The 20,785-nt window shown below is 61.6% G+C and carries 21 protein-coding genes; 16 read left to right on the top strand and 5 right to left on the bottom strand.

Translation table 11 applies throughout. The annotated features are described in order from the left end of the window. Positions 1 to 21: 21 nt before the first annotated feature. Positions 22 to 519, bottom strand: coding sequence for a histidine phosphatase family protein (locus MTX36_RS10845; protein ID WP_243619752.1), 498 nt, complete (start codon positions 517 to 519; stop codon positions 22 to 24). 71 nt (positions 520 to 590) lie between these two features. On the opposite strand from MTX36_RS10845, the gene MTX36_RS10850 reads away from it, so the two are divergent. Further along, complete coding sequence (locus MTX36_RS10850; protein WP_243619753.1) at positions 591 to 806, top strand: hypothetical protein; 216 nt, start codon at positions 591 to 593, stop codon at positions 804 to 806. Here the strand turns inward: MTX36_RS10850 and MTX36_RS10855 are convergent. After that, entirely contained in the window at positions 803 to 1,561 is a 759-nt protein-coding gene (locus MTX36_RS10855; RefSeq protein ID WP_308198217.1) for an acyl-ACP thioesterase domain-containing protein, read from the bottom strand. The two genes, MTX36_RS10850 and MTX36_RS10855, sit on opposite strands and share 4 nt — an antisense overlap. Positions 1,562 to 1,838: 277 nt before the next feature. On the opposite strand from MTX36_RS10855, the gene MTX36_RS10860 reads away from it, so the two are divergent. The 5 genes from MTX36_RS10860 (at position 1,839) to MTX36_RS10880 (ending at position 7,165) form a co-directional block, all read left to right on the top strand. Beyond that, positions 1,839 to 2,804: an NADPH:quinone oxidoreductase family protein gene (locus tag MTX36_RS10860; RefSeq protein WP_243619755.1), complete on the top strand. Its 966-nt coding sequence runs from the start codon at positions 1,839 to 1,841 to the stop codon at positions 2,802 to 2,804. 89 nt (positions 2,805 to 2,893) lie between these two features. Then, positions 2,894 to 3,364: a MarR family winged helix-turn-helix transcriptional regulator gene (locus tag MTX36_RS10865; protein ID WP_243619756.1), complete on the top strand. Its 471-nt coding sequence runs from the start codon at positions 2,894 to 2,896 to the stop codon at positions 3,362 to 3,364. Then, entirely contained in the window at positions 3,361 to 4,902 is a 1,542-nt protein-coding gene (locus MTX36_RS10870; RefSeq protein WP_243619757.1) for a DHA2 family efflux MFS transporter permease subunit, read from the top strand. Before MTX36_RS10865 ends, MTX36_RS10870 begins: the two co-directional genes overlap by 4 nt. Positions 4,903 to 5,045: 143 nt before the next feature. Continuing rightward, positions 5,046 to 6,137, top strand: coding sequence for an LLM class flavin-dependent oxidoreductase (locus tag MTX36_RS10875; RefSeq protein WP_243619758.1), 1,092 nt, complete (start codon positions 5,046 to 5,048; stop codon positions 6,135 to 6,137). A gap of 41 nt (positions 6,138 to 6,178) precedes the next feature. Continuing rightward, positions 6,179 to 7,165: a pirin family protein gene (locus MTX36_RS10880; protein ID WP_243619759.1), complete on the top strand. Its 987-nt coding sequence runs from the start codon at positions 6,179 to 6,181 to the stop codon at positions 7,163 to 7,165. Between the two features lie 49 nt (positions 7,166 to 7,214). Here the strand turns inward: MTX36_RS10880 and MTX36_RS10885 are convergent, their stop codons facing one another. From MTX36_RS10885 to MTX36_RS10895, 3 genes are read right to left on the bottom strand one after another with little or no spacing between them, the layout of a single operon-like run. Further along, positions 7,215 to 7,733: a gamma carbonic anhydrase family protein gene (locus MTX36_RS10885; RefSeq protein WP_169632652.1), complete on the bottom strand. Its 519-nt coding sequence runs from the start codon at positions 7,731 to 7,733 to the stop codon at positions 7,215 to 7,217. A 42-nt stretch (positions 7,734 to 7,775) separates the two neighbouring features. After that, on the bottom strand, positions 7,776 to 8,651 hold the full coding sequence (locus MTX36_RS10890; protein WP_243619760.1) for a DMT family transporter: 876 nt from the start codon (positions 8,649 to 8,651) through the stop codon (positions 7,776 to 7,778). Beyond that, the gene (locus tag MTX36_RS10895) at positions 8,648 to 9,448 is read right to left on the bottom strand and encodes a crotonase/enoyl-CoA hydratase family protein (protein ID WP_243619761.1); all 801 of its coding nucleotides are present in this window, start codon (positions 9,446 to 9,448) and stop codon (positions 8,648 to 8,650) included. Before MTX36_RS10895 ends, MTX36_RS10890 begins: the two co-directional genes overlap by 4 nt. Positions 9,449 to 9,559: 111 nt before the next feature. Here MTX36_RS10895 and MTX36_RS10900 point away from each other — a divergent pair, with 111 nt between their 5' ends. From MTX36_RS10900 to MTX36_RS10945, 10 genes are all read left to right on the top strand, one after another. Beyond that, complete coding sequence (locus MTX36_RS10900) at positions 9,560 to 10,351, top strand: TIGR03084 family metal-binding protein (protein WP_243619762.1); 792 nt, start codon at positions 9,560 to 9,562, stop codon at positions 10,349 to 10,351. Further along, entirely contained in the window at positions 10,348 to 12,069 is a 1,722-nt protein-coding gene (locus MTX36_RS10905) for an acyclic terpene utilization AtuA family protein (protein ID WP_243619763.1), read from the top strand. The genes MTX36_RS10900 and MTX36_RS10905 overlap by 4 nt, the downstream gene beginning before the upstream one ends. Further along, positions 12,066 to 13,214: an acyl-CoA dehydrogenase family protein gene (locus MTX36_RS10910; protein WP_243619764.1), complete on the top strand. Its 1,149-nt coding sequence runs from the start codon at positions 12,066 to 12,068 to the stop codon at positions 13,212 to 13,214. The genes MTX36_RS10905 and MTX36_RS10910 overlap by 4 nt, the downstream gene beginning before the upstream one ends. Further along, complete coding sequence (locus MTX36_RS10915; RefSeq protein ID WP_243619765.1) at positions 13,211 to 14,809, top strand: acyl-CoA carboxylase subunit beta; 1,599 nt, start codon at positions 13,211 to 13,213, stop codon at positions 14,807 to 14,809. The genes MTX36_RS10910 and MTX36_RS10915 overlap by 4 nt, the downstream gene beginning before the upstream one ends. Positions 14,810 to 14,817: 8 nt before the next feature. After that, positions 14,818 to 16,806 (top strand): biotin carboxylase N-terminal domain-containing protein, encoded by a 1,989-nt coding sequence (locus tag MTX36_RS10920; RefSeq protein ID WP_243619766.1) that lies wholly within the window; start codon positions 14,818 to 14,820, stop codon positions 16,804 to 16,806. Further along, entirely contained in the window at positions 16,803 to 17,963 is a 1,161-nt protein-coding gene (locus MTX36_RS10925; RefSeq protein ID WP_243619767.1) for an acyl-CoA dehydrogenase family protein, read from the top strand. Before MTX36_RS10920 ends, MTX36_RS10925 begins: the two co-directional genes overlap by 4 nt. A 13-nt stretch (positions 17,964 to 17,976) precedes the next feature. After that, positions 17,977 to 18,756 carry an enoyl-CoA hydratase family protein gene (locus MTX36_RS10930; protein ID WP_243619768.1) on the top strand — a complete coding sequence of 260 codons (780 nt, stop codon included), beginning with the start codon at positions 17,977 to 17,979 and terminating at the stop codon, positions 18,754 to 18,756. A 35-nt stretch (positions 18,757 to 18,791) separates the two neighbouring features. After that, positions 18,792 to 19,421, top strand: a complete 630-nt coding sequence (locus tag MTX36_RS10935; protein WP_243619832.1) for a TetR/AcrR family transcriptional regulator — start codon at positions 18,792 to 18,794, stop codon at positions 19,419 to 19,421. Between the two features lie 120 nt (positions 19,422 to 19,541). Then, the gene (locus tag MTX36_RS10940; RefSeq protein WP_243619833.1) at positions 19,542 to 20,045 is read left to right on the top strand and encodes a DUF3558 domain-containing protein; all 504 of its coding nucleotides are present in this window, start codon (positions 19,542 to 19,544) and stop codon (positions 20,043 to 20,045) included. Further along, positions 20,045 to 20,569, top strand: coding sequence for a DUF3558 domain-containing protein (locus tag MTX36_RS10945; RefSeq protein ID WP_243619769.1), 525 nt, complete (start codon positions 20,045 to 20,047; stop codon positions 20,567 to 20,569). The genes MTX36_RS10940 and MTX36_RS10945 overlap by 1 nt, the downstream gene beginning before the upstream one ends. Positions 20,570 to 20,785: the final 216 nt, after the last annotated feature.

Consider the following 20,785-nt stretch of genomic DNA (forward strand, 5'->3'; position numbering starts at 1 on the left):
TGCTTTGTGCTCAGCTTGTATTCAGCGTGGAACGTGAAATTCGAGCAGCGTTGCGACGGCATCGTCGAGTTCTGCCCATGGCACGGGCACGGACAATACCGCGATCGCTGATGTCGGAAATTTGTCCTTGATGCGCCCAGCTGCTTCGGAATTCTCGTTGGATGCCAGATCGAGTGCAGTCCAAGGGACTCCGGGTTCGTGGCCGACGACGAGGAGGGTTCTGACGCTTTCGGACGTGGTTCGGACGGCATTGATCACGTCGGCGGGTGAGCCGCCGTAGATGGATTTCTCGAACCCCGTGGGCGCCTCGATGGCGGTGGCCGCCAAAGTTTCCACGGTTCGGCGCGATGTGGAGCACAGAACCGCCTCGATGGGTGGGACGTTTTCCCGGAGCCATTCTCCGCCAATTCGGGCTTCTCTGAGCCCGCGATCGGCGAGGGGACGTTCGTGATCGCGAATGCCTTCGGGGTAGCTGGACTTTCCGTGTCGCATGAGTACGAGGGTGCGGTGGTCGGCCATGGGTTTACGGTATCCGCTGTTGCACGGGAAGTCCGGTTAGTCTGGAAGAACAGACCTTGAAGGAGGCTCCGATGGTCGGCAAGAAGCTTGATCGAACCAGACTTGATGGGAGCAAGGCTCGGACCGCACTCGAAGTGGTACGCGAGAGTCCCACAATCGCGCTCATTACCGTTGCTCCCGCCGTGGTCGTGTTCGGAGTTGTGTGGTGGCTCTTCGGTTTCTGGGCCGCAATCCTTCTTGCAGTGATCTTCGGCGTCGGGGCGGTCGTGACCCGGAAGCTCCGTTAGAGCGCGCTGACTCGCGCAACTGCACGTAAGGCGTTGCCGACCAGGAACCACACGGTGAGACCGGCGTTGTCGACGCGGCTTCGGAGGATGACCTCGTCGCCGGCGACGATGGGCGAGAGATATTCGATCAGTGCCCGGTGCGGAACTGATCGCAATTCGGTACGCGCGCTGATGATCTCCTCGACGGCTTGCCAGTAGACAGCATTGTTGACGTGATCGAAGGGGTCGATATCGGTCACACGCAGGGTAAAGGGTGTGTCGAGGACATCCGGTTCGTCGGCGTCCGGGGCGTTGTCGGCGATGACACGCTTCCATTTGAGGCGGTGTTCGTCGGTGGATTCTTCGAGGGGTTTCATGAAGTCGTCGCTCATCCGAGTGGGCATGCCGGATGTGGGGCTGATGTTGATCCAGAAGCCTTCGGTCTCGATCAGTGCGCCGTTGCTCCCGTCGAAGCGGACGCGCATGTTCGCCCATCGCGTCGAGAATCCGGAGCACCAGCGGGTCATTGTCAGGCCTTCAGGCCAGATCGCCGGGCGAATGACATCGATGACGGTACGACGGACGATCCAGAACGGATGGGTGTCGATGGCGTCGGCAGCTTCGATGTTGTCGTTGCCGATGTCCTGGAGGTACCGGGCGATGCCGTCGAGCCGAATCTGTTTGGCAGCATCGATATCGCCGGTGCGGACGGGTCGGGACTTGACGAATATCGGTCCTCGACTCGGCTGAACAGCGAGAGTGAGATCTGGGTTCACGTAGAGTTCCTGTTCGCTGGAGTGAGCCGATTCTGTCAGGCTTTTCAGCGGAGTGATGGCATCCGCGTCGATCATCTGCGTGAGTACCTTCAGATCCTCGAAACCTTCGGAAACGATGTGCCTTGCTGCACAAGACTTTTCGCCTCTGTATGTGTACGGATGCGACCTCGTACTGCAAGAGGCGGGCATGCTTGCGGTGACCTGACGACGTGGCCGGGTTAGGGTCGAAACATCCGATTTACGGTCAAGGCATCAGGCATCTCGAAGAGGAGTTTCTGTGCGCGCAATGGTGGTTACGGAATTGTCCGGCCCGCAAAGTATCGACGTTCAGCAAGTCCCCGAACCCAATGCCGAGGGCATGGTTCTCATCGATGTCAAAGCCAGCGGTGTCTGCTTCCCGGACTTGTTGATCACCTACGGCAAGTACCAGATCCGACCTGAGCCGCCGTTCATTCCGGGCGCGGAGATATCGGGTGTGGTGGTATCAGCGCCGGAGGGGTCCGGATTTGCTCCCGGCGAGAGGGTTCTCGCAGCGACATACCTCGGGGGATATGCGGAACGCATTGCAGTCAATCCGGCGCAGGTTCATCGGATTCCCGACGCATTGGCTTTCGACGAAGCGGCCTCACTGATCATCAACTATCAGACGATGGAATTCGCACTGGCTCGTCGCGCCAAGATTCTGGCCGGCGAAACCGTGGTCGTTCTCGGTGCGGCGGGTGGCGTGGGAACTGCGACCATTCAGTTGGCGAAGGCGCACGGTGCACGGGTCATCGCAGTCGTTCGGCGTGCGGGTGTCGAGGAATTCCTCCGCGAACTCGGTGCCGACGAGGTTGTCGCCTTGGCTCCGGGTTGGGGTGAGAAGGTTCGCGAACTCACTGCCGGCGTCGGCGCTCAGATCGTCGTGGATCCGGTCGGCGGCGACGCGTTCGATGACGCTGTCCGTGTGCTGGCGCCCGAAGGTCGTCTGGTCGTGATCGGATTTGCCGGCGGCGGTATTCCTCAGGTGAAGGTGAACCGGGTGCTGTTCCGCAACATCAGCATCGTCGGGGCGGCGTGGGGCGAGTTCACGCGGACCAATCCGGAGGCGGTAGCCGAGGTGCACGCGTCGCTCGTGGAGCATGTCCGAAATGGGTTGCGACCCCTCGTCAAGGCTCGGTACGTTTTGGAGGATGCGGCCTTGGCGCTGACCGATCTGGAAACCGGCAAAGTTCTCGGAAAGGCCATCTTGGTGCAGGAATGAGCGAAGAAAAGGTGATGGTGCTCACCGTTATCTGGGTTGCACCTTAGTTTCATTTGGGCAATAGTTGCATCCGCACTACTATTCGCCAGGTGATTGATTCGACTTCTGATGACCTGTTCGGAGCACTCGACGAGTTTTTCACTCGCCTGATCAGTATCAGCGATACGGAGTCGATCGATGCATTGGTCGAGCTGGATCTCTCATTCTCACAGGTGCGCGTGCTGTTCGCGCTCACACAGCGTGACTCGCCGATCCCGATCAACGAGGTTGCAGACGAGCTCCGGCTCTCGGTGGCCGCGACGGGGCGCAATATCGATCAGCTCGTGAACATGGGTCTGATCGATCGGCGTGAAGATGAACGTGACCGACGCGTCAAGCGGGTTTCCTTGTCGGAGGCCGGTCGTAAGGTCACGTCCAATCACATCGAATGCAAGCGTGGTCAGCTTCGCGAGTTCGCTTCGTGTGTGCCCACGCCGGACGCGCTTCGACTAGTAGAGGCGCTCGAGCCCATTCTCGCGGGTGAATATCTGCGAGCATTTACCCAGGAGACTTCGCGATGACTTCGCCGAACGCGCCGACAGCGGCGTCCGACAAACTTGACGGGACGGTCCTCAAGATCGCGTCCGTGGTGGTGCTCGGCGCCATCATGTCCATTCTTGACGTGACCGTGGTGAGTGTTGCGCTGCCGACATTTGCCGCCGAATTCCAGACGTCCTACGCCACTGTCGCGTGGACAATGACGGCGTACACGCTGGCCCTGGCAACTGTTATCCCGGTGACGGGGTGGGCAGCCGACCGTTTCGGTACCAAACGTCTGTACATGACTGCGCTGGTCCTGTTCGTGCTTGGTTCAGTGGCTTGTGCGATGGCCTGGGACATCACGTCGCTCATCGGTTTCCGCGTTCTGCAGGGACTCGGCGGCGGTATGTTGATGCCGCTCGGTATGACGATCATGACGAGGGCAGCGGGCCCGGAGCGCATCGGCCGCGTCATGGCTGTGCTCGGTATCCCCATGCTGCTCGGTCCCATCGGCGGCCCGATTCTCGGCGGCTGGCTGATCGACGTGGCGAGCTGGCACTGGATCTTCTTGATCAACTTGCCTGTCGGAATTATCGCGCTCGCTGCAGCTTTCAAGCTTCTGCCGTCCGATAACCCGCAGCCGTCGCAGTCGTTCGACTTCCTCGGGATGCTTCTGCTCTCGCCCGGTCTTGCTCTGTTCCTCTTCGGTGTGTCTTCGATCCCGGAGGTGGGAACTGTGGCGTCGGCCAGGGTTCTGGTCACCGCGGGCATCGGTTTGGCCCTGATCATCGGATTCGTGTTCCACGCACTCAACAAAGACCATCCCCTGATCGACTTGCGGTTGTTCAAGAACCGGCAGTTGACCGTTGCTGTCATCACGACGTCGTTGTTCATCGTGGCGTTCATGGGCGCTGGTCTACTCTTCCCGAGTTATTTCATCCAGGTGACCGGGTCCACAACCCTTGCTGCCGGACTGTTGATGGCGCCTCAGGGATTCGGCGCAATGTTGACGATGCCGATTGCGGGACGTCTTGTGGACAAGATCGGCCCCGGCAAGATCGTTCTCACAGGCCTTCCGCTGATCCTGATCGGTATGGGTGTCTTCACGCAGGTGGCAGCCGATTCGCCGACCTGGATGCTGATGGCTGCGCTCTTCGTCATGGGTATGGGTATGGGCTGCACGATGATGCCGCTGATGACCGCAGCAATCGTGACGCTGTCCAATGATCAGATCGCCCGCGGTTCGTCGCTCATGAACATTGTTCAGCAGACGGCCGGTTCCATCGGTACCGCCGTCATGTCCGTGGTTCTGACCAATCAGATTCTCAATCACGAGGGCGCAGGGTTGGCCGCTGCTTCGCGGGGCACAACCCCGGAAGCTGCGATGATCACGGAACAGACTCCGCCCGAGGTCCTCTCGTACGGATTCTCGCAGTTGGCTGATTCGTTCGGCAATACATTCGTGGTGGCAACCGTGCTGATCGCCTTGACCTTCATTCCGGCATACTTCCTGCCTCGCAAGAAGATCACGAAGACCGTGGCCGAGGGTGACACCCCGGCGCCGATGATGATGCACTGACATACTTTCTCAACGATCGAGGGCGGCAAGCACACACTGTGCTTGCCGCCCTCGGCGTTTGTGGCGCGGAATAGCAATAAATGATTGAATGTTGAACTAACTACATGCAGAAGCATGGATCAGGATTCTCGCGAGGAGTAACCATGCAGTTCGGAATCTTCACGGTCGGCGATGTCACGACTGACCCCACAACCGGGGTCACTCCGACAGAGCACGAGCGCATCAAGGCCATGACGACCATCGCCAAGCATGCCGAGGAGGTCGGACTCGACGTCTTCGCGACCGGTGAGCATCACAACAAGCCGTTTGTGCCGTCATCTCCCACTACCATGCTCGGCTACATCGCAGCCCAGACCGAGAAGATCACTCTCTCCACGTCCACGACGCTCATCACCACCAATGATCCGGTGAAGATCGCCGAGGACTATGCGATGCTGCAGCACCTCGCCGAGGGCCGCGTCGACCTCATGATGGGCCGCGGCAACACTGCGCCGGTATATCCGTGGTTCGGCAAGGACATCCGCGCCGGCATCCCGTTGGCTCTCGAGAACTACCAGCTTCTGCGCCGGTTGTGGGACGAAGAAGTGGTGAATTGGCAAGGGGAGTACCGCACTCCGCTGCAGGGCTTCACTTCCACGCCTCGCCCGCTGGACGGCATTGCGCCGTTCGTGTGGCACGGCTCGATTCGTAGCCCGGAGATCGCAGAGATTGCGGCCTATCACGGTGACGGTTTCTTCGCGAACAACATCTTCTGGCCCAAGGAGCACTACGTCGAGTTGATCAATCTTTACCGTCAGCGTTACGAGCATTACGGGCACGGCTCCGCGGATCAGGCGATCGTCGGACTCGGCGGTCAGGTGTTCCTGCGTAAGAACAGTCAGGACGCAGTCAAGGAATTCCGCCCGTACTTCGACAATGCACCCGTTTACGGTCATGGACCATCGCTCGAAGAGTTCACCGAGCAGACGCCTCTGACGGTCGGCTCGCCCGAGCAGGTCATCGAGAAGACTCTGGCTTTCGCCGATTTCTTCGGGGACTATCAACGCCAGTTGTTCTTGATGGACCATGCAGGTCTTCCGCTCAAGACGGTTCTCGAGCAGCTCGATCTCCTCGGCGAAGAAGTTGTGCCGGTGCTGCGTCGTGAGTTCGCGGCGCGTCGTCCGGCGCACGTTCCGGACAACCCGCCGACGCATGCGTCGATGAAGGCGGCCCGCGACGCGAGCATCTCGGCTTAGTCGAGCAGGCATTCCGGACCGACCCGAGGCAGGATGAAGAGATGAGCAACCTCGAAACGCAGCCCCTCGAGCAGGAATGCGAGGGCCACCCGGCCGAGAGCGAGATTCAGATTCTTACGCCGCGGGACGTGCCGCTCGGTGGGCCGCGAGCCATGCGGGTGCGACGCACTTTGCCGCAGCGTGAGCGTTCGTTGATCGGGGCGTGGTGTTTTGCCGATCATTACGGACCTGATGACGTCGGTAGTGGGTCCGGTATGCACGTGCCGCCGCATCCGCATACCGGATTACAAACAGTCAGTTGGCTGTTTACCGGGGAGATCGAGCATCGCGACAGTATCGGCTCGCATGCGATGGTCCGGCCGGGTGAACTGAATTTGATGACGGCCGGGAGCGGGATTGCACATTCGGAGGTGTCCACGCCCGGTACGAAGATCTTGCACGGCATGCAGTTGTGGGTTGCGCTTCCGGACGCAGCACGCGAGACGGCGCCGGCGTTTGTCCACTATCGCCCGCAGTCGGTGCGCGTGGGAGACGCTACTGTCAGCGTTTTCCTCGGGTCATTGGCCGGCGAGCAGTCTCCGGTCGAGACGTTTACCGAATTGCTCGGTGCTGAGATCGTTCTCGAACCGGGCGCCGAGATTGCGCTGGATGTGGACCGGGATCACGAGCACGGTGTCATTGTCGATCAGGGCTCGGTGGTGCTTCGCGGCACCACGATCAGGTGGGCGGAACTGGGGTACCAGGCACCGGGCTTCGGGAAACTGACGTTGCGAAACCCGGGCACCGAACCTGCTCGCGTGTTGCTCCTCGGCGGGAAACCGTTGGGCGAGCAGGTCATCATGTGGTGGAACTTCATGGGGCGCAGTCATGCGGAGATCGTCGAGTATCGCCAGAAGTGGCAGGCGGAACTCGCATCAGGCTTCGACGGAAGTGTCACCGGTCAGCGTTTCGGCGTCGTGCCGGGTTACGACGGTCCCGCACTGCCGGCGCCGGAGTTGCCGAACAGCACTTTGAAGCCGCGAGGCTAGCGCCGATCGTGAAGGATTTCACTCGCTCAGCGAGTGAAATCCTTCAGAATCAGATGTCCTTGTGCGCCTTCGCCAGCATCATGTAACCCGCTCCGTTGGCGCTGATCCCGGCTTTTTCGTTGTCGGAGAGTTCACGTTTGACCTTGGCCGGTACGCCGGCGACCAACGACCCGGGCGGAATCTGCATTCCTTGCGACACCACGGCGCCCGCTGCGATCAGTGAACCCGATCCGATGTGCGCACCGTTGAGGACTACCGCTCCCATGCCCACCAGTACGTCGTCTTCGACGGTACAACCGTGCAGTACTGCGTTGTGGCCCACCGAGATTCGCTCACCGAGGACGGCTGGGAACGTGGGGTCTGCATGCACTGTGCAGTTGTCCTGAATATTGGTGTCGGCGCCGATGGTGATTGTCTCGGCGTCACCGCGCAGCACCGCGCCGTACCAGACGCTTGCGCCGGCAGCGATGGTCACTGCGCCGACGACTGTGGCATTGGGTGCAATGAAGGCGCTCTCGTCGATCTGGGGAGTGCGTCCGAGAACAGAGGCAATGATCGGCGTGGTCATGGTTCTCCTACGTTGGGTGAAGTTATCTGACGGTACCCGTGACTATTTCGGGGACGGCTGCCGGTTCATGGCGACGGTACCGACTCCGGCGCTCACGACCAGTCCGATCGCCAGAAGCGTGATCGAGTCGAGGGCTTGTCCGATGATGACCAGGCCGGCCAATGCCGCAGCTGCTGGTTCGAGTGCAATCAGGACGGCAAAAACCTTTTTCGCCAATGACCGTAGAGCCCACATCTCCAGGCTGTACGGGATCACGGATGACAGGATTGCGACTGCAGCGCCCGCCAGAAGAATCTTCGGATCCAACAGTTCGGTTCCTCCGGAGACGACACCGAAAGGAAGCGTCAGGACCGCTGCGACGATACAGGCCCCAGCCAGACCGTCGGCGCTGGGAAGTGTTGCGGCGATGTGCGATCCGGTGATGATGTAACCGGCCCATGCGGCTGCTGCGATGAGTGCGAACGCCACTCCGACGGGGTCCAGTCCGGACTCCCCATGATCGCCCAAGCCGAGTAACAGCACCCCGCCGAAAGCCAGGAGCACCCAGGCGCCGTCGGCCCAGCGCCGTGACAGTACTGCGGCCAGGGTGAGCGGGCCCAGGAACTCGATGGTGACGGCAGTGCCGATCGGAATGGTATCGAGGGCTTCGTAGAACGCGCCGTTCATCACGGCAAGGGAAACGCCGAGCGCGAGAATGCCTTTGCGTTGCCGGTTCGACCATCTACTCCACCGTGGGCGGACGATGACGCCCAGGATTACCGCGGCGATGGTCAGACGGAGCGTCGTGGCGCCGGCCGGCCCGATCTGCGAAAACAGTGTTGTCGCGAAGGCTGCGCCGAATTGCAGTGAAAATATCGAAGTGAGAACCGCGCCGACCGGCAGAAACTGCCGACCGGGCGCGTGTGCTGACGTGTTCACTCGCCGGTGAAATCCGGGTTTCGACGCTCCAGCATCGCGGCGACGGCCTCGTGATGATCGCGGGTGTGGTGGGCCAGGGCCTGCATCGCTGCTGAAAGTTCGAGCAGGCTCTCGAGGCTTTGGTGCTGACCCTCGCGGAGGAGTTTCTTGGTCATGCGGAGCACCTGCGGCGGATTGGCGGCGACTCGCGCCGCCAAAGCGTGTGCTGCGGGGAGTAATTCGTCGGGCTCGGTGATCTGGGAGATCAGTCCCCAGTCGAGGGCCTTGGCAGCATCGATCGGTTCTCCGGTGAACGCCATCTCGGCGGCGCGGGCATTGCCGATCGCGCGGGGGAGGAGCCAGGCGCCACCGTCGCCCGGGATGAGTCCGACCTTGACAAAACTTTCGGCGAAGATTGCGGCGCTCGACGCAATGCGCAGATCGCACATGAGTGAGAGATCGCATCCGGCTCCGATAGCGGGACCGTTGACGGCTGCGATGGTCGGAACTTCACACGTGTAGAGCGCGAGCGGGATGCGCTGGATTCCGTGTCGGTACCCCTGGCGGATCTCGCCGGGTGCGCCGCCGAACATGCCTTCCTTGTCGCGCATGTGCTTGACATTCCCGCCGGACGAGAAAGCTGATCCGGCTCCGGTCAGGATGACAGCCCGGACGCTCTGATCGCGATTGACCGCGGTGACGGCGTCTTCGAGTGCTTCGATCATGTCGATCTCGGAGATGGCGTTGCGCGTGTCCGGCCGGTTGAGGGTCCAGGTGACCACGTCGTCGGTGCGGGTGATCAGGACGGCGTCGCTCATAGGTGCTCCTCTGCGGGCGATGATTGTTGCGCTCAGTCTCTCACCACTCGATTTGGGAAATAACAATCATTCGTGCTTGATTTTTTTATGTGTGAGTGTGATGCTGGTCGCATGGCCGAACTTCAGACGTTCATCGATGACTTGCGGGCCGAGGGCGACAGCCTCGAGGCACTGGTTAGGGATCTACCCGCCGAGAAGTGGGCGACAATGACGCCCGCCGCAGGGTGGACAATCTCGCATCAGATCGGGCACCTGCATTGGACCGATGCTGCTGCATTGTTGGCAATCACCGACCCCGACGGGTTCGCTGAGCAACTAAAGGTGGCTTTCCTGAATCCGGCGGGATTCGTCGACGACGGCGCGGCGGAGCAGGCTGTGCGACCACCAGCGGAGTTGCTGGCAGATTGGCGCGCCGGCCGAACCGCATTGGTCGACGCACTTGCCGCTGCCCCCGCCGGCGCGAAGTTCCCGTGGTACGGACCCCCGATGGGTGCAGTTTCCATGGCAACCGCTCGGTTGATGGAGACCTGGGCACATGGGCAGGACGTCGCCGACGCCCTGGGTGTCGAGCGGGCACCTACCGCGCGCATCAAGAACATTGCGCATCTGGGTGTTCGGACACGGAACTTTGCGTACTCGGTCAACGAGAAGACTCCGCCCGCCGAAGAATTTCGCGTGGAACTGACCGCGCCCGACGGGTCCCTCTGGATCTGGGGTCCCGAAGATGCGGCGCAGAAGGTTACCGGGCTTGCCTTGGATTTCTGTCTGCTGGTGACTCAGCGAGCAAACCGGGCCGATCTCGACCTCGTAGCGGTGGGCGCAGACGTCGAGGAGTGGTTGGGGTTTGCACAGGCCTTTGCCGGACCCAGTGGGAGCGGTCGCGAAGCGGAGGCGGACAAATGAGTTCGGTACGGATCGGCAACTGTTCCGGCTTCTACGGTGACCGTGTCTCGGCGATGCGGGAGATGCTGGAGGGTGGTGAACTGGACTACCTGACGGGTGATTATCTCGCGGAACTGACGATGCTGATCCTGGGCCGGGATCGGATGAAAGACCAATCCCTGGGCTATGCAAAGACATTCCTGAGGCAGGTCGAGGACACGCTCGGACTCGCCCTCGACAAGGGAGTGAAGATCGTCGCCAACGCGGGCGGTCTCAATCCCGCCGGGCTGGCCGCCGCACTGCGGGAAGTCAATACCAAGCTGGGTTTGAATGCCAAGATCGCACATGTCGAGGGTGATGATGTGGTCTCTCGCGCCGGTGAACTGGGTCTAGGCTCGCCGTTGACAGCAAACGCTTACCTCGGCGCCTGGGGGATTGTCGAAGCCCTGGCTGCCGACGCCGATGTCGTGGTCACCGGCAGGGTTACCGACGCGTCGGTAATCGTGGGCCCGGCGGCTCATCATTTCGGTTGGAAGCGAGACGATTTCGATCAGCTGGCCGGTGCCGTCGCGGCGGGTCACGTCATCGAATGCGGAACGCAGGCCACCGGCGGGAACTACGCATTCTTTACGGAGATCCCCAACCTCGGCCGCCCCGGTTTCCCGATCGCCGAGATCAACGCCGATGGTTCGTCTGTCATCACGAAGCATGCCGGTACCGACGGTGAGGTAAGTGTCGGAACTGTGACGGCGCAGTTGCTGTACGAGATCACAGGCGGTCGCTATGCGGGTCCGGATGTGACGACGAGGGTCGATACGGCAGTGCTGACGCCGGAGGGCCCCGATCGGGTTCTGATCAGCGGCGTCACCGGGGAGGCTCCGCCGCCGCAGTACAAGGTTTCGCTCAATACTCTGGCTGGCTTTCGGAACGAGGCCACGTTCATACTCACCGGTCTTGATATCGAGGCCAAGGCCGAGCTGGCGAAGAACCAGCTCGAGGCCTGGTTGAGCAAGAAGCCTGCCGAGCTCGTCTGGACATTGGCGCGGACGGATCATCCGGATTCCGATACCGAGGAAACTGCAAGTGCTTTGCTACGCTGCGTGGTTCGTGATTCGGACCCCAAGGTGATCGGACGCTCCTTCTCGTCTGTTGCGGTCGAGATGGCGCTGGCCAGTTATCCGGGCTTCTCCTTGACGGCCCCGCCGAGCAACGGTCAGCCGTACGGAGTTTTCACTCCCGGCTACGTCGACGTGGGATCGGTGCCTCACATTGCAGTTTTGCCTGACGGCACGCGCGTCGACATAGCGCCGTCGGCGGTGACGCAGGAGTTGGAACCCGTCGACGAGCCGGAACTTCCGACGCCTCTACCCGCGGGGCCGGTCACTCGAGTTGCATTGGGTGCCATTGCCGGTGCGCGTAGCGGCGACAAGGGCGGTAACGCCAATGTCGGCGTCTGGGTCCGCAGCGAGGACGAGTGGCGGTGGCTGGCGAATACTCTCACTGTCTCGAAGGTCAAGGAACTGCTCCCGGAGGCGTCGGGGCTGACCGTGACCCGTCACCTGCTACCTCACCTGTGGGCCGTGAACTTCGTGATCGAGGGAATCCTCGGCCAGGGTGTGGCGTCGCAGGCACGATTCGATCCGCAGGCCAAGGGAATTGGTGAATGGCTGCGCTCACGTCACATCGACATCCCGATTTCGCTCCTCCCCACAACTGATCAGAAAGAGGATTCACGGTGAATGTGTGGACCACTCCGGAGCGGCGCGCCCTGCGTGAAACCGTTCGCGGATTCGTGAACCAGGAGATCCTGCCGCATCTGACTCAGTGGGAACGTGACGGGGAAATTCCGCGCGAACTGCACCGCAAGGCAGGCGCTCTGGGATTGCTCGGTGCCAGCGCGCCTGAATCGGCCGGTGGTGAGGGTGGCGACGCCATCGACTCCATCGTGATTTGTGAGGAGATGCATCAGGCCGGCGCTTCGGGTGGGCTGTTTGCTTCGCTGTTCACCTGCGGCATTGCAGTCCCGCATCTCATTGCGGCCGGAAACCAAGAGCAGATCGACCGGTGGGTCAAGCCGACATTGCGCGGCGACAAGATCGGTTCACTGGCCATCACGGAGCCTGGCGGCGGCAGCGACGTCGGCCACCTGCAGACGACGGCAAAGCTCGACGGTGACCAGTACATAGTCAACGGTTCCAAGACGTTCATCACCTCGGGTTGTCGGGCCGACTACGTAGTCACCGCAGTGCGTACCGGCGGGCCGGGTGCCGGCGGCGTCTCGCTACTCGTGATCGAGAAGGGCACACCGGGATTCACGGTGTCACGCAAACTCGAGAAGATGGGCTGGCGAGCATCGGATACTGCGGAACTGTCATTTGTCGACGCCCGAGTTCCGGTCGAAAATCTGGTCGGTGAAGAGAGCAGTGGTTTCGCGCAAATTGCACAGGCATTTGTCTCCGAGCGTGTAGCCCTTGCCGCGCAGGCCTATGCAAGCGCAGAGCGGTGTTTGGAGCTTACCCTCGAATGGTGCCGTGCCCGTGAGACTTTCGGTCGTCCACTTATCAGTAGGCAGGCAGTCCAGAATACGGTGACCGAGATGGCCCGCAAGATCGACGTGGCCAAGGTGTACACGCACTCGGTGATCGAGCGGCACATGGCCGGCGACGGCGATCTGATTGCCGAGGTGTGCTTTGCCAAGAACACCGCCGTCGAGACGGGTGAGTGGGTAGCGAACCAGGCTGTCCAACTGTTCGGTGGCCTCGGGTACATGCAGGAAAGCGAAGTGGAGAGGCAGTACCGCGACATGCGAATTCTGGGAATCGGTGGCGGTACCACCGAAATCCTCACAGGCCTCGCGGCCAAGCGATTGGGGTATCAGTCATGAGTGTCATCCGGTCCACGCTGGACACAAACTCCGAGGTCTACAACACCGCGGTCGAGACCATGAACACCAAGCTTGCGGAGATCGAGGTCGAGCACGCCAAGGCTCTGGCCGGCGGCGGTGAAAAGTACACCGAGCGTCACCACAAGCGGGGAAAGCTCTTGGCACGTGAGCGGATCGAGTTGCTACTCGATCAGGATTCGCCGTTCCTCGAACTGTGCCCTCTTGCCGCCTGGGGGAGTGATTTCCCCGTAGGTGCCAGCACAGTTGTCGGTATCGGCGTTGTTGAAGGCGTCGAATGTCTCATTGTCGCCAACGATCCCACCGTCCGCGGCGGCACCAGCAATCCGTGGACCCTGCGTAAGGGATTCCGCGCCAACGATATCGCGATGCAGAATCGCCTACCGGTGATTTCCCTGGTCGAATCCGGCGGTGCCGATCTGCCGACTCAAAAGGAAGTGTTCATCCCGGGCGGTCGCATGTTCCGCGATCTCACTCAGCTGTCCGCAGCCGGAATCCCCACTATTGCTCTGGTATTCGGAAATTCCACAGCCGGCGGCGCGTACATCCCCGGCATGTCCGATCATGTCGTGATGATCAAGGAACGCTCCAAGGTGTTCCTCGCCGGCCCGCCGCTGGTCAAGATGGCCACGGGGGAGGAGTCCGACGACGAGGCTCTGGGAGGTGCCGAGATGCACGCCCGCAAGTCCGGTCTGGCCGACTACTTCGCTGCCGACGAGCAGGATGCGATTCGTATCGGACGATCGATCGTCAAGCGCCTCAACTGGACCAAGAAGGGTCCGGCTCCGCGCGCTGAGGTTATCGAGCCGCTCGAAGACCCCGAAGAGTTGCTCGGCATCGTTCCCGCCGACCTCAAGATCCCCTTTGATCCTCGCGAGGTCATTGCCCGCATCGTCGACGGATCCGACTTCGACGAGTTCAAGCCGCTCTACGGTTCGTCACTCGTGACCGGGTGGGCGGAGTTGAACGGCTACCCGATCGGCATCCTGGCCAATGCCCGCGGAGTTCTCTTCAGTGAGGAATCCCAGAAGGCCACCCAGTTCATCCAGCTCGCCAATCGTTCCAACACGCCGTTGCTGTTCCTGCACAACACCACCGGATACATGGTGGGGAAGGAATACGAGGAGGGCGGCATGATCAAACACGGCTCGATGATGATCAATGCGGTTGCCAACTCCAAGGTTCCGCACATTTCGATTCTGCTCGGAGCGTCGTACGGCGCCGGTCACTACGGCATGTGCGGTCGGGCATTCGATCCACGCTTTCTGTTCGCGTGGCCCAGTTCCAAGTCCGCCGTCATGGGCGGTGCTCAACTGGCCGGCGTCATTTCGATCGTCGGTCGCGCGTCTGCGGAAGCCCGCGGGCAGGCCTTCGACGCTGAGGCCGACGCCGGCATCCGCGCAATGATCGAGAACCAGATCGAAGCAGAATCGCTCCCGATGTTCTTGTCCGGGCGCCTCTATGACGACGGCGTCATCGACCCCCGAGACACCCGCACCGTGGTGGGAATGTGCCTGTCGGCCATTGCCACCGCCCCGATCGAAGGCACCGAGAACTTCGGCGTCTTCCGTATGTGAGGCACGCCGTGATTACTTCAGTCCTAGTCGCCAACCGCGGCGAAATTGCACGCCGTGTCTTCGCTACCTGTCGCCGAAACGGAATCGGAACCGTTGCAGTCTTTTCCGACGCAGATGCCAACAGCCCGCACGTCGCCGAGGCGGATGTGGCTGTTCGTCTGCCGGGAAACACTCCCGCTGAGACGTATTTGCGGGGCGAGTTGATCATCGCTGCAGCGAAGGCCGCCGGGGCCGACGCCATTCACCCTGGCTACGGATTCCTCTCCGAGAACGCGGAATTCGCCCGTGCCGTCATCGACGCCGGTCTGACCTGGATCGGTCCGCCCGTGAAATCCATCGAACTGATGGGTTCCAAGGTCGAGTCCAAGAAGATCATGGACGCTGCCGGCGTTCCAGTGTTGGCGGAGCTCGATCCCACGGCTGTCACCGAAGCGCACCTCCCGGTTCTGATCAAGGCATCAGCCGGCGGCGGTGGACGCGGAATGCGCATTGTCCGTGAATTGTCCGCGCTCGAAGGAGAACTGGAGGCTGCACGCCGTGAGGCACTGTCAGCTTTCGGTGACCCGATGGTGTTCTGCGAGCGGTATCTCGAGACGGGCCGCCACATCGAAGTTCAGGTCATGGCGGACCGCGACGGCGGCGTCTGGGCAGTGGGGGAGCGTGAGTGCTCCATCCAGCGTCGACACCAGAAGGTTGTGGAAGAAGCGCCGTCACCGCTCGTGCAACGCATACCGGCCATGCGGGAGAAGCTTTTCGACGCGTCGCGTCTCGCGACGAATGCGATCGGGTACGAGGGAGCCGGCACGGTCGAATTCCTCGCCGACGAAAACGGAGAGTTTTTCTTCCTCGAGATGAATACTCGTCTGCAGGTGGAGCATCCCGTCACCGAGTGCACCACGGGACTCGATCTGGTGGAACTGCAGTTGCAGGTCGCTGCGGGTGAGGCCTTGCCCGATCAGCAGCCGGAGATTCGTGGACACTCCATCGAAGTGCGGCTGTACGCCGAGGATCCGGCGAAGGGCTGGCAGCCGCAGAGCGGAACGGTGCATCACATCGAACTGCCCGGCGACACGGAAGAATTCAGTGTTCTGCGCGAGCAGGGTGTGCGCCTCGATTCCGGTGTAGTCGATGGGAGCGTTGTCGGCGTTCACTACGACCCGATGCTGGCCAAGGTCATTTCCTACGCACCGACCCGCACCGCGGCCGCGCGGTTGCTGGCATCGACCTTGGCTCGCACCAAGATTCACGGTCTCCGGACCAATCGCGACTTGCTCGTCAACGTCCTGCGACATCCGGCATTCATTGCCGGAGAGACCGATACGGCGTTCTTCGAGACCCACGACCTTGCTGTGCTGTCCACACCGTTGGCCGACACCGATGTCGAGAAGCTCTCGGCACTGGCGGCGGCACTTGCGGATGCCGCTCACAACAGGGCGTCGGCGAAGGTCATCGGCCGCCTGCCCAGCGGCTGGCGCAACTTGCCTTCGCAACCTCAGAGCAAGAGCTACACCACCGCATCGGGCGAGTACGATGTCCGCTATTTTCTCAGTCGCAGTGGCATTCTCAGTGCAGAGGGCTTCGGTGCAGTGAGTCTGGTATCCGCGAGCTCGGATCGGGTGGTCTTCGACCAGGGCGACATACGACGTACTTTCGATGTCGCCGCCTACGGCAGTGAGGTCTTCGTAGACTCCTCACTCGGGCCCGTGTCGTTGGCAGTGACGCCGAGGTTCGTCGACCCCTCCACCGAGGTTGCGGCAGGATCCCTGCTCGCTCCGATGCCTGGCTCGGTAATCCGGATCGGAGCGGCCGAGGGCGATACGGTCACGGCCGGTCAGCCGATTCTGTGGCTCGAAGCAATGAAGATGGAACATACGGTCACCGCGCCCACTGCTGGTGTTCTGGTTGAACTTCCGGTTGTTCTCGGTCAGCAGGTCGAGGTCGGATCGGTACTCGCACGTGTAGAAGTACCCGAAGCTACGGAAGAGGTCGAGTCATGAGTTTCATCGAAACCGACGAGCAGAAGGAACTGCGGGCTTCTGTTGCCAAGTTGGGGGAGCGATTCAACTACGTCGACTACGTGCTGCCCAAGGCGCGTAAAGGCGAGCCGCTCACCGAATTGTGGAACGAGGCAGGCAAACTCGGATTTCTCGGCGTCAACCTTCCCGAGGAGTACGGCGGCGGCGGTGCCGGAATCTACGAATTGGCTTTGGTTCAGGAAGAAATGGCCGCTCACGGAGCGGGTCTGCTGCTAGTTGTTGTCTCGCCGGCCATTTGCGGAACCATCATCGGCAAATACGGCACCGCGGAGCAGAAGCAGACGTGGCTACCGGCTTTGGCCGACGGCTCCAAGATCATGGCTTTCGGCATCACCGAAGCCGACGCCGGTTCCAACTCGCACCAGATCACGACCACTGCGCGTCGGGACGGCGCCGACTGGATTCTGCGTGGCAACAAGATCTTCATCTCGGGTGTCGACCAGGCCGATGCCGTGCTGATCGTCGCGCGCACCGAAGACTCCAAGACCGGCAAGCTCAAGCCTGCACTGTTCATCGTTCCCACCGATTCTCCGGGATTCGAGAAGACTGCGATGGAGATGGACATCATCGAACCGGATCACCAGTTCATGTTGTTCCTCGACGACGTGCGCCTGCCTGCCGAGGCGCTGGTCGGTGAGGCCGATGCTGCGTTGATGCAGCTGTTTGCCGGCCTGAATCCCGAGCGCATTCTGGGTTCGGCGATGGCCATCGGCATGGGCCGCTACGCGCTGAACGCAGCGGTCAAGTATGCAAACGAGCGCAAAGTGTGGAAGACGCCGATCGGTGCACACCAGGGTATTTCGCATCCACTCGCGCAGGTCAAGATCGAACTCGAGCTGGCGAAGTTGATGATGCAGAAGGCTGCATTCCTGTATGACAGCGGTGACGACTTCGGTGCCGCCGAGGCTGCCAACATGGCCAAGTATGCTGCGGCAGAAGCAAGTATCAAGGCGCTCGATCAGGCTATCCAAACTCACGGCGGTGCGGGCCTGACCAAGGAATACGGTTTGGCCGCCATGCTCGGCGCGGCTCGGATCGCACGCGTTGCGCCGGTGAGCCGGGAGATGGTCCTCAACTTCGTCTCTCAGCATTCGCTGGGCCTGCCCCGGTCGTACTAGGGATGGTGCTTTCATGACAAAGCCTTACGTTCGATACGAAGTATCAGGCGGAGCAGCTACGTTAACGCTCGACTCCCCGCACAACCGCAACGCCATCTCCACGCGGTTGGTCACGGAACTGCAGGCCGGTCTCAATGCTGCCGCGGAAGACCCCGCCGTCCGGGCAGTGGTGTTGACGCACAGTGGTGGAACCTTCTGCGCTGGTGCAGATCTCAGTGAGGCCTCGGGATCTGCGTCCTCGCCCGAAGAGTCGGTCAAGGAACGTGGCCGAGGAATGCTGATGCTGATGCGCAGCATCCTCGAACTTCCCAAGCCGGTCATCGGACTGATCGGCGGCCATGTCCGCGCCGGCGGAATGGGCCTGATCGGTGCCTGCGACATCGTGGTTGCCGGGCCGGACAGCACCTTTGCGGTGACGGAATCGCGATTGGGGTTGGCGGCGTCGATCATCTCCGTCACCCTCTTGCCTCGACTCGATCAGCGCAGCGCGAGTAGATACCTGTTGACAGGCGAGAAGTTCGGACCCCGCGAAGCTGAAACTATCGGCCTCGTCACTATTGCCTCGCAGGATCCGGGGGACACCGTCGTAGAACTGCTCGAGTCGTTGCGTCACTGCTCACCGCAAGGATTGGCGGAATCCAAGTGGATTACGACGCGATCGATGCTGGCCGGATTCGACCGCGACGGCGAAGAAATGGTGGCTCAGTCGGCTCGGCTGTTTTCCTCCGACGAGGCACGTGAGGGCATGATGGCGTTCTTACAGAAACGTCCACCGGCGTGGGCGCACGAGTAGAAGTAGCTTCTTCGGAGAAAGGATGCGGTGGCGTGATGACCCGAGAACCCAAGCAGGATCGCAGTCGGTTCACGCGCTCCCATCTGCTCGCAGTGACCGTCGATTGCCTGGCCGAACTCGGCTGGGGCGCAACGACGATGAGCGTCGTTGCGCAACGGGCCGGCGTGTCCCGTGGTGCCATGCAACACCACTTTCCCACGCGTGAGGACCTGATCACCGCAGCACTGGAAATGATGTTCGACGCTCGAATGGACCAGGCGCGCAAGGAATCTACCGATCTTCCGTCCGGTGCCGGCCGAACCGAGGCTGTCATCGTCAGGTTGGTCGAGTACTACACCGGTACGCTGTTCAAAGCCGCGCTGCAGGTATGGACAGCGGCCGCGTCGGACCCGGAGTTGAAAGCGCGGGTATTGCCGCTCGAGGAACGGTTCGGCCGCATCGCGCATCGCATGGCTGTGGCGAGTCTCGGTGTCGACGACTCGGATCCGACGACGCACCGGCTCGTACAGGCAACTCTGGACCTCGCCCGAGGTATGGGATTGGCCGATGTGCTGACCGACGATTCGCGTCGACGCTCCGAGGTGGTGAAGGCGTGGGCGGCGCAACTCGACTCCACACTCGTCCCGGTGCCGCTGACCACGGACGTAGCGCCCGGAATCGGATAGCGACGTACAGTCACCTCCATGGTGACCCGCAAAGTGAGTCCGCGAGCGATGGTTACACGCACAGTGAGTTCGCGAGCGATCTTCCGGCCACGTGTGTTCGCGATCAGGTCTTCGGTGGTGATGTCAGCTGCAGTGCTTGCGCTCGTCAGTGGCTGTGGCACCGAAGGTAACTCGGACGAGTCGGCTGATGCCGGCTTTTCAGCCGTTCTGAGCCCCACAGATCCCGGCCCGATGTTCGCGCAGTGCGGATCGGTGACGGATGAAGAGGTAGTTGCAGCGTTCGGCGTCGGTGCGTTTACCGATGTCACGAGAAACGGTGTCGGTTGCGAGTGGACGGTTGCAGGTCCGCTGGGGCCGAGCGTCAGCTTCTCCTGGTACCGCGGCAGTCCCATCGGACGTGAGCGCGCCGGTTCCGATTTGATCGGGCGACCCGCAGCCGACCTCGCTATCGACGGTCATCCGGGCTTCATCGCGTCGAGAGAAGGTGTTCTGTGTGAGTTGGGCATTTCCTTCGGCGGCGATTTTGTTCACTGGTCGGTCAACTACGGTCTCGGCTCACCTCCGACCGACCCGTGCACTGTCGGTCGAAACCTGATGGAACTCACCGTCTCGAGGGCGCAGTGATGCGCGGGCGGGTAGCAGTGGCGTTGGCTGCTTCACTCGCACTGCTCACCGGTTGCGGTTCCGTGGTGACGGGGAAACCCCAAGCGGAAGGCGCCTACGGGGGGAGTGGGAGCCAGCAGTTCGCCGACATTCTGAAGGAGTGCGAAGCCGTCACGGACCCGCAGATTGCATCTGCAGTGGGGGCTGACGCCGTCGAGCGTGGTTTCTTCGGCGCCATCTGCCGTTGGGACGGAGTGAGCCCGGCCGGTCCGGTCAAGGTCACGTTCAACTGGTTCGAGACCGGAACCACCGATCACGAGCTGGCAGCCTTCGAGCACCTCGGATACGTGGTCGAGAAAATCAGCGTCAGGGGTAGCGCCGCATACCTCGTCAGACAGCCGGCCGACCCGCAGAGTTGTGGGCTGACGGCCGGCGCCCCGGCAGGTGGGGTGTTCGGGTGGTGGGTCCGTGAGCCGGCGGGTGGAACCGACGCCTGTGCCGCCGCCACCAAACTTGGAGAATTGACCCTCAACATCAGCATTTGAGTCGGCTGGCGGTCGCCGGCCTTGCTGTGAGTGCATTATCACTTCGGTCTCACTTTGACCACATAGCAAGCTGGCAGGTATCGTTATGGGTCGTGTCCGGCATGCCCGGGCCGACCTGTGTGCCTAGCGAGGTATTGCCGTGCGCACGTTCGAGCAGTTTCTGCTTATGAACGAGCATCCGGCTGCCTGTGTGGGGGTATGCGACACGCCCGACCT

It is taken from the genome of Rhodococcus sp. ARC_M6 (genome assembly GCF_022810305.1).
In the GTDB taxonomy this organism is placed as follows: Bacteria; Actinomycetota; Actinomycetes; order Mycobacteriales; family Mycobacteriaceae; genus Rhodococcus_F.